The organism is Sporosarcina sp. CAU 1771, assembly GCF_054482775.1.
Genome location: NZ_JBTLRN010000017.1, coordinates 24,656 through 38,686 on the forward strand (window position 1 = coordinate 24,656; position 14,031 = coordinate 38,686).

The 14,031-nt window shown below is 39.6% G+C and carries 13 protein-coding genes and 1 pseudogene; 13 read left to right on the top strand and 1 reads right to left on the bottom strand.

The annotated features are described in order from the left end of the window. Positions 1–38: 38 nt before the first annotated feature. Entirely contained in the window at positions 39–3,572 is a 3,534-nt protein-coding gene (gene mfd, locus ACXYMX_RS11590) for a transcription-repair coupling factor (RefSeq protein ID WP_459044399.1), read from the top strand. Positions 3,573–3,667: 95 nt separating this feature from the next. After that, positions 3,668–4,204: a stage V sporulation protein T gene (gene spoVT, locus ACXYMX_RS11595; protein WP_459044400.1), complete on the top strand. Its 537-nt coding sequence runs from the start codon at positions 3,668–3,670 to the stop codon at positions 4,202–4,204. 52 nt (positions 4,205–4,256) lie between these two features. Here spoVT and ACXYMX_RS11600 read toward each other — a convergent pair whose 3' ends face one another. Next, positions 4,257–4,403 (bottom strand): aspartyl-phosphate phosphatase Spo0E family protein, encoded by a 147-nt coding sequence (locus tag ACXYMX_RS11600; protein ID WP_459044401.1) that lies wholly within the window; start codon positions 4,401–4,403, stop codon positions 4,257–4,259. Between the two features lie 308 nt (positions 4,404–4,711). Here ACXYMX_RS11600 and ACXYMX_RS11605 point away from each other — a divergent pair, with 308 nt between their 5' ends. The 11 genes and pseudogenes from ACXYMX_RS11605 (at position 4,712) to ACXYMX_RS11655 (ending at position 13,752) form a co-directional block, all read left to right on the top strand. Continuing rightward, positions 4,712–6,304 carry a putative polysaccharide biosynthesis protein gene (locus ACXYMX_RS11605; protein ID WP_459044402.1) on the top strand — a complete coding sequence of 531 codons (1,593 nt, stop codon included), beginning with the start codon at positions 4,712–4,714 and terminating at the stop codon, positions 6,302–6,304. Between the two features lies 1 nt (position 6,305). Further along, on the top strand, positions 6,306–7,757 hold the full coding sequence (gene yabN, locus ACXYMX_RS11610) for a bifunctional methyltransferase/pyrophosphohydrolase YabN (protein ID WP_459044403.1): 1,452 nt from the start codon (positions 6,306–6,308) through the stop codon (positions 7,755–7,757). Positions 7,758–7,762: 5 nt separating this feature from the next. Then, complete coding sequence (locus tag ACXYMX_RS11615) at positions 7,763–8,053, top strand: RNA-binding S4 domain-containing protein (protein WP_459044404.1); 291 nt, start codon at positions 7,763–7,765, stop codon at positions 8,051–8,053. Positions 8,054–8,136: 83 nt separating this feature from the next. Beyond that, positions 8,137–8,433 carry a sporulation protein YabP gene (gene yabP, locus ACXYMX_RS11620; protein WP_459044405.1) on the top strand — a complete coding sequence of 99 codons (297 nt, stop codon included), beginning with the start codon at positions 8,137–8,139 and terminating at the stop codon, positions 8,431–8,433. After that, positions 8,430–8,897, top strand: coding sequence for a spore cortex biosynthesis protein YabQ (gene yabQ / locus ACXYMX_RS11625; protein ID WP_459044406.1), 468 nt, complete (start codon positions 8,430–8,432; stop codon positions 8,895–8,897). Before yabP ends, yabQ begins: the two co-directional genes overlap by 4 nt. 57 nt (positions 8,898–8,954) lie before the next feature. Further along, on the top strand, positions 8,955–9,359 hold the full coding sequence (locus tag ACXYMX_RS11630) for an FtsB family cell division protein (protein ID WP_459044407.1): 405 nt from the start codon (positions 8,955–8,957) through the stop codon (positions 9,357–9,359). A 141-nt stretch (positions 9,360–9,500) separates the two neighbouring features. Continuing rightward, positions 9,501–9,938: a S1 domain-containing RNA-binding protein gene (locus tag ACXYMX_RS11635; RefSeq protein ID WP_459044408.1), complete on the top strand. Its 438-nt coding sequence runs from the start codon at positions 9,501–9,503 to the stop codon at positions 9,936–9,938. Positions 9,939–10,133: 195 nt separating this feature from the next. Then, a pseudogene (locus tag ACXYMX_RS11640) lies at positions 10,134–11,348 on the top strand (ISL3 family transposase). A gap of 445 nt (positions 11,349–11,793) precedes the next feature. Next, a complete protein-coding gene (locus tag ACXYMX_RS11645; protein WP_459044409.1) occupies positions 11,794–12,204 on the top strand; it encodes a polysaccharide deacetylase family protein in 411 nt (136 codons plus the stop codon). Between the two features lie 63 nt (positions 12,205–12,267). After that, positions 12,268–12,681 carry a polysaccharide deacetylase family protein gene (locus tag ACXYMX_RS11650; RefSeq protein ID WP_459044410.1) on the top strand — a complete coding sequence of 138 codons (414 nt, stop codon included), beginning with the start codon at positions 12,268–12,270 and terminating at the stop codon, positions 12,679–12,681. Between the two features lie 165 nt (positions 12,682–12,846). Beyond that, entirely contained in the window at positions 12,847–13,752 is a 906-nt protein-coding gene (locus ACXYMX_RS11655) for a carbon-nitrogen hydrolase family protein (RefSeq protein ID WP_459044411.1), read from the top strand. Positions 13,753–14,031 lie beyond the last annotated feature (279 nt).

Below are 14,031 nucleotides of genomic sequence, written 5' to 3' on the forward strand. Positions count from 1 at the left end.
GATTGTCTAGAAATTTAATGAAAGAAGGATGTTTACCATTGGAAGCGCTCATTGATTTGATTTTACAAGAGAAAGAGATTAGTGGACTAGTTGAAGAGTTAAAGAAAGGAAAAGACGGCCAACTTATCACTGGATTGTCGGGTGGAGCAAAGTCGGTCTTTTTTAAAGGACTCCAACAATCACTAGAGCACCCAATTCTCATTGTTTCACCTAATTTACTGCAAGCACAGCGTACTTATGAAGATTTAGTAAATATGTTGGGGTCCGAATCTGTTCGTTTATATCCTGCGGAAGAGCTTATCGCAGCAGATTATTCATTTTCAAGTTATGAATTACGCGCCCAACGTATCGAAACACTGGATCATATGGCGCGTGTCGGAAAAGGTGTCTATATTACTCCAGTCTCAGGTATTCGGAGGTTTTTACCAAACAAAAAGAGTTGGCTGGAAAGTAGCCTTGCAACAACTGTAGGCGATTCGATCAATATTTCAGAGTGGCTTGAAAACTTGGTATCGATAGGCTATACAAGACAACCTATGGTGACGGCGCCGGGGGAATTTGCTTTACGTGGAGGCATTCTTGACCTCTATCCGATTTACTTGGAAGAGCCTGTTCGAATTGAATTATTCGACACTGAAGTGGACTCAATTCGAACATTTTCGGCAGACGACCAACGTTCTACAGGAAAACTGAACTCAATATCTATTCTTCCAGCATCTGAATTTGTCTGGACGTCAAAAGATTTAGAGGCCATCGTATCTGAACTCGAAAACGAGCTCAGTGTAAGTTTGAAAAAGATGAAAGATGAATCTGCGAAAGAACGATTGACCGTTAATATAACGGGAGACATCAACCTTATGAAGGATGGCATCGTTCCTGAAAACATTATGAAGTACGCTTCTTTCGCTGCAAGCAAACCGACATCGATAGCTTCTTATTTCCAAAAGGATGGAATTATTCTATTCGATGAAATTGGTCGTAGTGTTGAAGGAATAAATTCGCTGGAAAAAGAAGAAGAAGAGTGGTTTGTTAGCCTATTAGAAGATGGCAAAATCGTTCATAACGCGAAAACCTCTTTTTCATTTGAGGAAACGAACGCGATGATGACGCAGAATAAGGTCTATCTTTCTCTGTTTACTCGTACTGTTCCAGGAGTAACGGTGAAAAGGACCGTTACATTTTCATGCAAGCCAATGCAAGAGTTCCACGGTCAAATGAACTTTTTGGCAAATGAAATGGAACGATGGAAAAATGGCCGATTCAATGTACTGATCATCGCGGACGGAAAAGAACGAATGCAGAAAGTGCAAGCCATTTTACAGGACTACAATATCGAATCCACACTGTCTTCCGGTTCTTCCGCTACAGGAGGAACATTTATCATTGACGGTAATTTGTCTGCAGGGTTTGAACTGCCATTTCAGCGACTTGCGGTAATTACCGATTCTGAATTGTTTAAAGGGAAAGCGAAACGTAAATCGCGTCCGCAAAAAATGTCCAATGCAGAGCGCATTAAAAGTTATTCGGAAATAAAGCCGGGGGACTACATCGTTCACGTGCACCATGGTATAGGTAAGTTTGTAGGTCTTGAGACACTTGAAGTGGGTGGTAATCATAAGGATTACCTTAATATTCGTTACAGTGGAGAAGATAAGCTATTTGTACCGGCAGATCAGATTGACCTTATCCAAAAGTACGTCGCTTCCGGTGAAAGAGAACCTAAATTACACAAACTTGGCGGCGTAGCTTGGAAGAAGACTAAAAGCAAGGTTACAGAAGCAGTAAAAGACATTGCAGAAGACCTAATCAAGTTGTATGCCGAACGGGAATTAGAAAAAGGGCATGCGTTTGCAGAAGATGATGATATGCAAATGTTATTTGAAAGTGCATTTCCATATGAGGAAACGGAAGATCAACTTAGATCGATTATAGAAGTCAAACAGGATATGGAGAAAATACGTCCTATGGACAGGTTACTTTGCGGAGACGTAGGTTATGGTAAGACAGAAGTCGCGATTCGTGCGGCCTTTAAAGCTGTGTCTGACGGTAAACAAGTAGCATTCTTGGTGCCAACAACCATTCTTGCCCAACAACATTTTGAAACAATGAAAGAGCGGTTTGCTGGTTTTCCAATTGAAGTCGCGTTGCTCAATCGTTTTCGAACGAAAAAAGAACAAACCGAATCGTTAAAAGGTTTGAAGGCGGGGACAGTTGATGTAGTTGTTGGTACGCATCGATTGTTATCGAAAGACGTTGTCTATCATGATTTAGGTTTGTTAGTAGTCGATGAAGAGCAACGATTTGGTGTGACGCATAAAGAAAAGTTGAAACAGTTAAAAACACATGTAGACGTTTTAACGCTGACCGCAACACCGATTCCACGTACACTACATATGTCAATGCTAGGTGTTCGAGATTTGTCTGTTATTGAAACGCCACCAGCAAATCGATTTCCGGTGCAGACCTATGTAGTGGAACATAACTTCAACTTAATACGTGAAGTTATTGAACGAGAAATGGCACGGGGAGGTCAAACGTTTTACTTATATAACCGAGTGGAAGACATGTCGCGCAGAGTGGATGAAATCAAGCAACTTGTACCCGATGCACGTGTTGGTTTTGCGCATGGTCAAATGGGTGAACGAGAATTGGAGTCGGTTATCTTAAGTTTTCTTGAGGGAGAATACGATGTTCTCGTCACGACAACAATTATAGAAACAGGCATTGATATACCTAATGTGAATACGCTTATCGTTCATGATGCCGACCGTATGGGCCTGTCGCAGCTCTATCAACTCCGTGGCCGCGTTGGGCGCTCAAATCGAGTTGCATATGCCTACCTCCTTTATCAGCGCGACAAGGTGCTTACAGAGGTTGCAGAAAACCGTCTGCAAGCGATTAAAGAGTTTACTGAACTTGGATCAGGGTTTAAAATTGCGATGCGTGATTTGTCCATTCGAGGGGCCGGAAATTTACTCGGTTCTCAACAACACGGATTCATAGATTCTGTTGGTTTCGACCTGTATTCTCAAATGCTACAAGAGGCTGTCGAAGAGAGTCAGTCAGGAATTGTAAAGTCAGAAATTCAGGATATCGAGATTTCGTTGCCTATAGATGCTTATTTACCAGACGAATATATACGGGATGGCTTCCAAAAAATTCAAATGTATAAACGTGTAAAGTCAGTAGATAGTGAAGAAGAGTATTTGGAATTGGTGGATGAAATGACCGACCGTTTTGGAGATTTGCCCTTAGAGGCTGATTTACTACTTCGAGTTGCCCGAATGAAAGTATGGGGACGTATTGCAGGAGTAGAATCGATCAAAAAACCACAAAAGAAAATTGAAATTCGATTATCACCGGAGGGAACGTCTAGAACGGACGGCTCAAATTTAGTGGCAAAATCCATGGAGTATGGCCGTGCTGTTGGCTTTTCTATGGAGAACGACCAACTAATCGTAACGATAGACGAGAGATATACCGGAAAGAAAACAGGGTTCGATGTACTGGAAGTAATGATGAGCCTTTTGCCGAGTTCTTCCAAGGAAACAACTGCTTCTAATTCCGTCTAAAGGACACATTGCATATTTTGACCATAGATGATGCATACTAAGACCGCAATAGGAATATAGCGACTGTTAACTATGTGGAAAGTGAGGCATCATGTATGAAAGCAACAGGAATCGTTCGCAGAATAGATGATTTAGGCAGGGTAGTAATTCCAAAAGAAATTAGGAGGACACTTCGAATTCGTGAAGGGGATCCATTAGAGATTTTTACGGACCGAGACGGCGGGGTCATTTTGAAGAAGTATTCCCCAATCTCAGAACTTGGTCAATTTGCTAAAGAGTATGCGGAGACGCTTTACGAAACTCTTGGCACGCCAGCGCTTATTAGTGATAGGGACGAAATGATTGCGGTATCAGGGCTGTCGAAAAAAGATTATTTAAATAGACAACTGTCACCAGATGTAGATGAAATCCTTAAAGGTAGAAAAGTGATTACAGAGAAACTTGAAAAGACAGTGGAGTGGGTGCCGGGACAAGTTGAACAAGTAAAGTCTTATTGCATAGCACCTATTGTTACGGGCGGAGATACAATCGGCGCTATTTATTTACTGTCAAAAGTCCACTTTATTGGTGAAGTTGAGCAAAAGGCAGCGGAGACAGCAGCGCATTTTCTATCCAAGCAAATGGAACAGTAAAAAAACAACCCTCATCTATCCTGAAAATGGAGAGATGAAGGTTGTTTTTATTTTAGAAACCTTGATACTGATTTAACAAGGTATCCAGTTGTTGGCTGCTTTTTATTACCCTTGGATGGCTTCTGCCATAGTTTTTTGCTTGTTTGTACATATTTTTTTGTTTTAACTTTATTCGTCCTAAGAGAATAATTTTTCTCATAAGTCCTCATCCCTTTTTATTATTTGTAGTACTATAATTGATTTCAAATGGTTTCTGTTGAGAAGCATAAATTCCATCTTATCCCACCTCTCGCGCATAAGTTGTCGAACTGTGTATGTTTCAACGTGTTTCACAAATTCGTCACAAGTCTGTGACGAAGTCGTAACAAATACAGTGCATAAGATGTTTATTGTTTACAGATTATTAAATCGGCTTATTCCAATTCATACCCGCTTTCATTTAAAAGTAAACAATTAGGCATTCATGTTATACTTGCTACATTGAAAAGTAAACGGGGAATACATCAAATGGTAGATAACTGGAATATGAAAACCTTTATGAAAAGTGCTTCGATACTTACGATTGCAGCGATTATTGTAAAATTATTAGGCGCAGTTTATCGGGTACCCTTTCAAAATCTTGTTGGTGATAAAGGGTTTTATATTTATCAGCAAGTGTACCCATTCATAGGTATTTTTATTATCTGGACGTCATATGGCTTTGCGGTGGCTGTGTCGAAATTAGTAGCTGAAACTAAAAAACCAGGAGAAGTAAGAGCGTTGATGCGGGTGGCATTTATTTACCTTGTCTTTTTATCCATAACCTTTTTTATTTTGCTAACGTTATTTGCGCCCTTTTTTGCAAGATCGATGGCGGACCCTAACTTGGCACCCCTTCTTCGTGCAGGAGCATATATTGTGTTGCTCATGCCGGCACTTGCAGTACTAAAAGGTTCGTTCCAAGCACAAGGTCAGATGATTCCCGTTGCTGTATCTAACGTTGGTGAACAGGCATTTCGGGTGACGATTATCCTTATGGGCACTTGGATTGCGGTAAAAATGGGGACTTCCCTTTATGTAGTCGGTGAAATTGCGATGTGGGGAGCTGTTGTAGGCCAATTCGTTGGAGTTATTATTCTTACACTTTATTTTCGTAAACATTTTGGAGGTCCTCTAGAAAAAGTACATACATGGCAAGTTGTGAAGGAATTGACGCTTGTTAGCATTAGCGTAAGCGCGAGTTCGCTTATCCTCCTGTTATTTCAGCTTGTGGATTCATTTACAGTTTTCAGGATCTTGGTGTCGATTGGAATTATTGAAGAGGCGGCTATGGAAATAAAAGGCGTGTATGATCGGGGGCAACCTCTCGTACAGCTAGGTATATTAATCGCTTCGACATTAGCGCTCGCAATTGTTCCGCTCATTGCCCATCATGCTACTAAAAAAACAGGAAGAAGCGAGTTGCCATTTGTCCGACTCACATTTCGTACGGCTTTTTTATTCGGTTGGGCTGCCACGGTAGGGCTATCCCTTGTTTTACCTTATGTAAATGAAATGCTATTTGAGACACGGGCAGGCTCAACTACACTAATTGTATTTGTCATTCAAATTTTTTGGTTGTCGCTCATTTTACCGTTAACGGCGATGCTTCAAGGTGCGGGGAAGGTGAAAGTACCAGTATTCCTTCTCCTATGCGGACTTGTTGTGAAAATAATCGGGAATAGCGTACTCGTTCCGATTTGGGGTGTAACGGGCGCTGCTCTATCTAGTAACGTCGGATTTATAATTATTACGATAAGTCTACTTAGTTACTTCAAAAAGGTGTGGTCTATTCAACTTGCACCTCCACGATTTTACGGGTGGATTATGGTGGCAACAGCACTTATGATAGGGATCCTTTATCCGTGGATGTTCTTTGCAGATTGGTATTTATTCGATAATTTATCACCGAGAATAGGTGCAACACTTATTGCGCTTTCATCTGTCAGTGTAGGCGCGGTTCTATTTCTACTCGTTATAATGAAATCACGTATAATGGCAGAAAAGGAATGGTTCCTCTTACCCTTCGGAAAACGGCTCGCAACATTACAATTACAATTGAATCAAAGAAAAGGTGATTAGTATGCAAACATTAACAGTAATCGGTCTAGGCGCTGGCGATCTTGACCAGCTATCAATGGGTGTCTTTAGACAACTCAAAGAAGCAACGTACATAGTTGCACGAACTGACCAACACCCGGCTATTGCAGAATTAAGGGCGGAAGGAATCTCCATAGCCAGTTTTGATGAACTTTACGAGGCGAATGATTCGTTTCAACAAGTGTATGAAGATATTGTGGAGCAACTGATTAAGCTGTGCGCAGAAAAACCAGTTACATATGTTGTTCCAGGTCATCCGCTCGTAGCTGAACAAACAGTGCAATTGCTCGTTGAAAAAGAGCGTCAAGGACTTATTGACCTAAAAATTGCAGGTGGAAATAGTTTTTTAGATCCGATTTTTGCAGCATTACGAATTGATCCAATCGAGGGATTTCAGTTGTTGGATGGCACAGACCTGAAGCGGGATGACGTAAAAATGACGCAACACATTTTAATTGGACAAGTGTATGACGCATTTGTTGCATCTGAAGTAAAATTATCTCTAATGGAGAAATACAGTTACGATCACCCAATTACAATCGTCACTGCCGCGGGTTCTCGGGGAGAGAATCTACGAACGGTACCTTTATATGAACTTGATCGGGTTACAGAGATAGATAATTTGACGACCGTGTATGTACCACCAGTGAAAGAGCTTGAAAATCGCTTGAAAGAGTGGTCTTCGTTCCGAGAGATTATTGCTAAACTTCGCGCGCCAGACGGCTGTCCATGGGACCGTGAGCAGACTCACGAGTCACTTAAACGTTATTTAGTGGAAGAAGCGCATGAATTACTAGAGGCGATTGATTCGGAAGATGATGAGGCAATAATTGAAGAGTTAGGAGATGTGTTGCTACAAGTTTTCCTACATGCGCAAATAGGTGAAGATGACGGGTACTTCACTTTAGAGGACATTCTCGGTGTGGTAAGTACTAAGATGATTCGCCGGCATCCACATGTTTTTGGTGACGGTGAAGTAGCCGACTCAGAAGAAGTCCTCCAAAATTGGCAGGCGATTAAAAGTGGAGAGAAGCCCCAATTAAATTCTGTGTTGGACGGGCAAAATCGTTCATCATCGTCACTCCTAACAGCTTATAATTATCAAAAAGAGGCCGCAAAAGTAGGTTTTGATTGGCCAAATATTGAAGGTGCTTTTTGTAAATTCAACGAAGAGTGGGATGAGTTTCAGCATGAAGTACGACACGGGACAAGCCAAAAACAGCTCGATGAACTTGGAGACGTTCTTTTTACAATTGTAAACCTAGCACGTTTTTTACGCTTATCGCCAGAAGAAGCGATGATTCATGCAAATCGAAAATTTAAACAACGATTTTTATTTGTAGAAAGTAGCGTAAAAGAAAAACGCGGAGATTTTATAGAGTGCACTCTTGATGAATTAGAAGAATTTTGGCAACAAGCAAAAAAGGAAGGGTGAAGACGATGAGGATTGATAAGTTTTTAAAAGTATCTCGGTTGATTAGAAGAAGAACATTAGCGAAACAAGTAGCGGATCAAGGGCGAATTACGATAAATGGAAAAGTTGCCAAGGCTTCATCGGTTGTAAGTACGGGTGATGAATTGGCAATCCGTTTTGGTCAGAAAGTTGTAACCGTGGAAATTGACCAAATTAAAAACACGACGAAAAAAGATGAAGCAGACTCCATGTATACGATTCTTAAAGAAGAAAAGCTTGAGAAAGTGGAGCCTGAATTTATAGATGATGAAAATTGATTAGCGTGACAGAGGAAACTCTGTCATGTTTTTTTCTTCCTAGCATAAGTTGGTTATGAACGTACTAGCAGAGGGGGAAGAATATGCAATTTCAAACAGACAGTCCAACGTACACAATTCCATCTGGAGATCATGTGGTTACTATGAGAAACAGGAAACGAATGGATCTTACATCTGTAAAATCAATCGATCGATTTGATCAGGAAGAGTTTTTTGTACGCACATCACAGGGAGTATTGCAAATCCGCGGGGAGGAACTACGCATTGTCCACCTTGATGTTGATAAAGGCCTTCTCACGTTAGAAGGAACGATTGCAACCATGCAATATGATGAGGAAGATTCTGGTTCGCGAAACTTCTTCCATAAATTATTTGGATGAGTCTTTCTGTCCAGTTTCTTAGTCTTCTTGCAATGATTGGGACGGGCATTGTGGCTGCAGCATTTCTTGATATGATTGGAACATGGACCGCGCACTCCGGAAGGACGTCTTTTATCCGAAGGCGCGCGTCTTGGTTTGAATTTATTGGTTGGGTCATCGTCGGGTGTTGGACGTTTTATATTCTATTTCTAGTACGCGATGGCGCCTGGCGTATTTATGATCCATTTGCACAGTTAAGTGGAATGCTACTCTATATCAGCTTTTTTTATAAACCCTTTCGTTTTATCGGCAAAATAGTTTTACTTATTTTCATAAAACCGTTCTTGTTTATAATTAAATTCATTGTTACGGTCATCCGTCAGGTAATTCTGTTTATTGTAAAGGTAATAACACTTCTTTTTAGACCCTTTGTTAGGTTGTTTCGTAAATATTTCACAATTCCCTTTAATAAAAGGCGGAAATGAGATATAATTTATGAACGAACAGATGGGGTATTGCCAAGAGGAAAGGAAGTGTGGGACATGCTTGAAAAACAGGAACGAAAATCGTCGGCTACAGTTGCACCAATCCAAACTGAATATGTCCGTTCTCTTCAAAAAAAAGAGGCTAGATTTCGTGCTCGAAAAGTACGTCTATACAGAAGACTTGCTGTCTACGCAATTGCTGCCATGATCATCCTGGGCACGCTCACGCATACCTATTTTAATCAAAAACAAGCTTTAGCTGTGAAAGAGCAAACAAAAGCCGAACTCACTGTTGAGTTGTCAGAGCTGAAAATTGAACAAGAAGTACTCGAGCGACAAATTGTTAAATTGAATGACGATGACTATCTTGCAAAGCTTGCTAGGAAAAATTATTTCTTGTCAGATAGAAACGAAATCATTTTTTCAACGCCAGAAAATATAGAAGTAGAAGAAAAGAAATAGGGCGAAAAAGAGTAGTCTTATTGACACTCTTTTTTTGTTGGCTATAATGAAAGTAAGAATCTTGTTTTGTCAAGACTCGTGAATATAGTTAGAAGGCTTCGAAAGAGGCCCGCTTATATCTTAAGGAGGAGCATTTTTTTTATGTCAATTGAAGTAGGTAGCAAGCTACAAGGGAAAGTAACAGGGATTACAAACTTCGGAGCATTCGTAGAATTACCGAACGGTTCAACTGGCCTGGTCCACATTAGTGAAGTCGCTGACAATTATGTCAAGGACATCAATGACCATTTTAAAGTAGGCGACATGGTTGAAGTAAAAGTGATGAATGTAGGAGCAGATGGCAAGATTGGTTTGTCGATTAGGAAGGCGAAACCAGAATCTGAACAACGTCCGGAACGTCCTCAACGTCCACAACGTCCTAGACCAAGTGGTGGCGGCGGTCGTCCAATGAGTAATGAACGCCCAGAGAACTTCGAACAGAAAATGGCACGATTCATGAAAGATAGTGAAGAGCGTCTTACCACTTTAAAAAGGGCAACAGAATCGAAGCGTGGTGGCCGCGGCTCTAAAAGAGGGTAACTTGCTAGCTGTTTCAATTCGAATGAAAAAACAATATAGAAAAATGGCAGAACGGGAATATTCCCATTCTGTCATTTTTCATTTATAAAATAGTGTGTTTCAAATAAATTAAGTGCATAAAAAAATGCACAACATCTTCCAAATCTTTTATACTTGAATTGACGAGAAACAAGTAAAGATTGGAGATGTGTGCAAATGAATTTTAACATGTTTTTACCAGGATCAGAAGAAGTTCAAGTAACAAAAGTGGAGAAAGTGGAAGATCGAATTTGTTTCCATGTGGAGATGCCTATTTCTACACATACTTGCCCTACTTGTAAGAAAAGAACAAGAAAAGTTCATGACTATAGAATGTAAAAAATCAAGCACTTAAAAATGTTTGAAAGACTTACGCTTATTTTTTATCGTAAACGCAGATATGTGTGTTCATGTGGGAAGAAATTTGCGGAAAAGAATACTTTTATTCAGCGCTACCAACGCTTTTCAATAGAATGGAATCAAGCGGTAAATGTACGGTGTGTAAAGGGCAAAACATTTAAAGAAACAGCGACTATTTATGGTACTTCATCATCAACTATTGTCCGACGTTTTGATCGTCTATCATCGAGTGAAATTCAGAAAGTAAAAGAACTTCCGAAAGTGATTGCCATTGATGAATATAAAGGGGATACACGTGAAGGAAAATATCAATTAATTATCGCTAATGGCGAAACCAAAGAGCCAATTGATATTTTACCAAATCGTTATAAAAAAACGATTAAGCACTATCTTCAACAGTATGGAGCAAATGTAGAAATTGTCCTCATGGACATGAGTCCATCTTTCAAAGCAGCAGTTACAAGCGCTCTTGGAAAGCCTGTAATTGTAGCGGACCGTTTTCATTTCGCTCGTTATATTTATTGGGCATTAGATGGTGTACGGAGAAGAATCCAATCCACTTGGAATGATTATGACCGAAAAAAATGTAAGAGAATGCGGTATGTATTCCACCGGAATTCCAAGAAATTAACAGAGGAAGACCGCTGGTATTTAAATCGTTATCTTTCCATGTCTGAAGAATTCAAGCAGGCCTATGAATTGAAGGAAGCCTTTCAACATTGGTTTACTCAAGCAAAAGAAAATGGTCCAGAGGAAATCCTCCAGACCAAAGACACATTATACGCCTTTTATGAGCGTGTAAAACAATCGGATATTCCTGAATTCAATAAGGCAATAAAAACGTTGCAAAATTGGCAAGTAGAAATTCTTAATAGCTTTGTTTACAACTATTCTAATGGGTTTTTAGAAGGTATCAACAATTTGACAAAAGTAATCAAAAGGAACGCATTTGGTTATCGGAATTTTTGGAGATTCCGAGCTAAAATATTACTAACACACAAGTATAAAAAGATTGGAACTCATGTTGGTTAAGGTGAAGGTAATTTTTCTTCACCCCAACATTTGACGTAGAAGGAAAGATTTCTACTGAGGCCATTAAAACTGTGAGGCATGGATTAGTAAAGATGGAATCAAGAAGTTAATTCAATATATGGTCAGTAAAAGCCTGAAGTGATTTCTGGCTTTTTATTATTTAAGTTTTTATCCAAATGACGAATGAATGATATCAACTACCTTTTAGTCAAAATGAACAAGGTTACGCTAAATTTAATTCGGTAGTTTTGGAACGTACTGCCAAACTCATTTCATCTGAAAATGTTGGTGGTACCTCATGGATATACAATATATTAATTATCAAAAAATTGTAAAAATACAAAAAAAGTACCCCAAACTAAAAATATTGGTATATAAAGCGCTTACATTATTATGTAAAATAAAACTTAGAATTACAAAATTCAGTAATGGGAGGAATAATTTCATGCCACAAATTTCAGGGAAAATCAAATTACCACCGGGAAAAAAAGTAGCCGTCAACATCGGTGCAGACTTCGACGCACATTCAGTCTGGATGGGCTCTCTTAATAAGTTTTCTCCATCCTATTTGCATAGGGGTGAATTTGGTGCGGAAGTTGGTGCCCCAAGATTACTTAAATTAATGGATAAGTATAATATTAAAGGGAACTGGTGTATTCCTGGGCATACAATCGATACTTTCTTTGATATCTGTAAAGAAGTTGTCGCCCATGGACACGAAATCACACATCATGGTTATGCACATGAGAATCCAACGGAAATGACGTATGAAGAAGAAGAAACGATTATGATTAGAGGATTTGAAGCATTATCTCGGCTTGGTGTAAAGCCTCGCGGATATAGATCTCCTGCTTGAGATTACAGTCCAAATACATTATCAATCCTTGAAAAATTCGGTTTTGAATATGACAGTAGCTTAATGGGGAATGATCTTCACCCATACCGCCCGAGTCCAATCGTACCTCATATGGATAAAGCAAGTGAATATGGGGCGCCAAGCAAAATATTAGAAATTCCAGTTTCTTGGTATTTAGATGATTTCCCAACACAAGAACTCGTTTTTGGATCTATGGATGGATTATCAGATCCAGATGTAATGTTCCAGCGTTGGCAGGATATCTTCGACTATGCTGTTGATAATGAAGAAGGTGCTTGCGTCGTTCTTACAACACATCCACAAACAATTGGTCGCGCACATATGATTACTAGATTAGAAAAGCTGATTAAACACATGGAATCACGTGGAGCATGGTTCTGTACTCTAGGGGAAATACATGATAATTTCGTGGAAAATTCCTCTAAAAAAGAGTCAGCTGAAAAAGTACTAACTTAAAAATTGCTATACATCCAAAAGAAAACGAACCCTCTGCCTCTAGTATTAAGTTCTAAGGTTCGTTCCCATGTCAGAGAGACACGACTAAAACAGAGATTTTTGCATGTTCATAGTAAGAAATACAATAATAAAATAATGTTAGATTAGTAAATGGAGGGATTAACGATGAGGAAAGCCAAAATATCGGCTTGTCAGCTTAAACTGAAACCAGTCGCAAGCTTCGAGGAATTTGCAAAGCAAGTGGAGGATATCATTGCTGAAGTCCCGGAAGACACAGATTATGTGATATTTCCTGAGCTTGTTACTTTAGGTCTGTTAAATAGCTTTCCGGGTTCTGATAGCTTCGTAGCAGAAGATATTGTGAAAGTCTCGGAATATACAGAGGACTACAAAAATTTATTTAAGAATTTGGCTATTACGAGAAAGCAAGTCATTATCGCAGGTTCTCACTTAGAACAACGAGGTGAAGAGTATTATAATATTTGTTATGTTTTCGACAAAGATGGCAGTCATATTGAACATAAGAAAACTCATATTTTCCCGGCTGAGGGCAATTGGAAAACCAGCGAAGGCGACGAACTGGAAGTCTACGATATTGGGCCTGCAAAGATTGGAATAGCAATTTGCTATGAGTCTGAAATTCCTGAAATTTCACGTATTTTAAGTGTAAAGGGGGCAGAAATTATCTTTTGTCCGTCTTATACGTTCTCTGAAGCAGGGTTCTGGCGTGTCCGCCATTGTGCTCAAGCACGTGCTATTGAAAACCAGGTGTATTTTGTTCATTGTCCGACAGTTGGAGATCCTGCTTTGCCTGTTCCAGCGGTTGGTTACGGAAGAGCTTCAATCTTAAGCCCTTGTGATTTAGCATTTCCATATAACGGTGTTGTAGCTGAGGCTGGTACGAACCAGAATACTGTTATCTCGGGCACAGTCGATATTGATGAACTATACGTAAATCGTGAGACAGGTGCAGCAACAACGTTCAATGACAGGACTCGCAGAGAAAGTGTCTATTCTCAATACGCTCCGTTTAATGGAATGGCAAAAAATAAATCCTTGGTAACTAATTAAAGTTACAAGGAGCTAATAAAATTATAGTCAACAAGTCTGGCTCACAATAGAGTCAGACTTGTTTGTAGTTGTTCTTGATTATATGGCTGTTACTACGGACTGGTGATAAGGGCAGTTTGGTTTACTCTTTAATGGCTGGTCACAGCTATTTTTTTCAGGAAAACCTGTTATTTTAAATTTTTATTGTACAATGGATAATAAAGATGGAGGCACTCTTACAGAGTGGATTAAACCTCTTAGCTGTATTAGAGGCGAAAAAATGATGAAACAAATAAATTG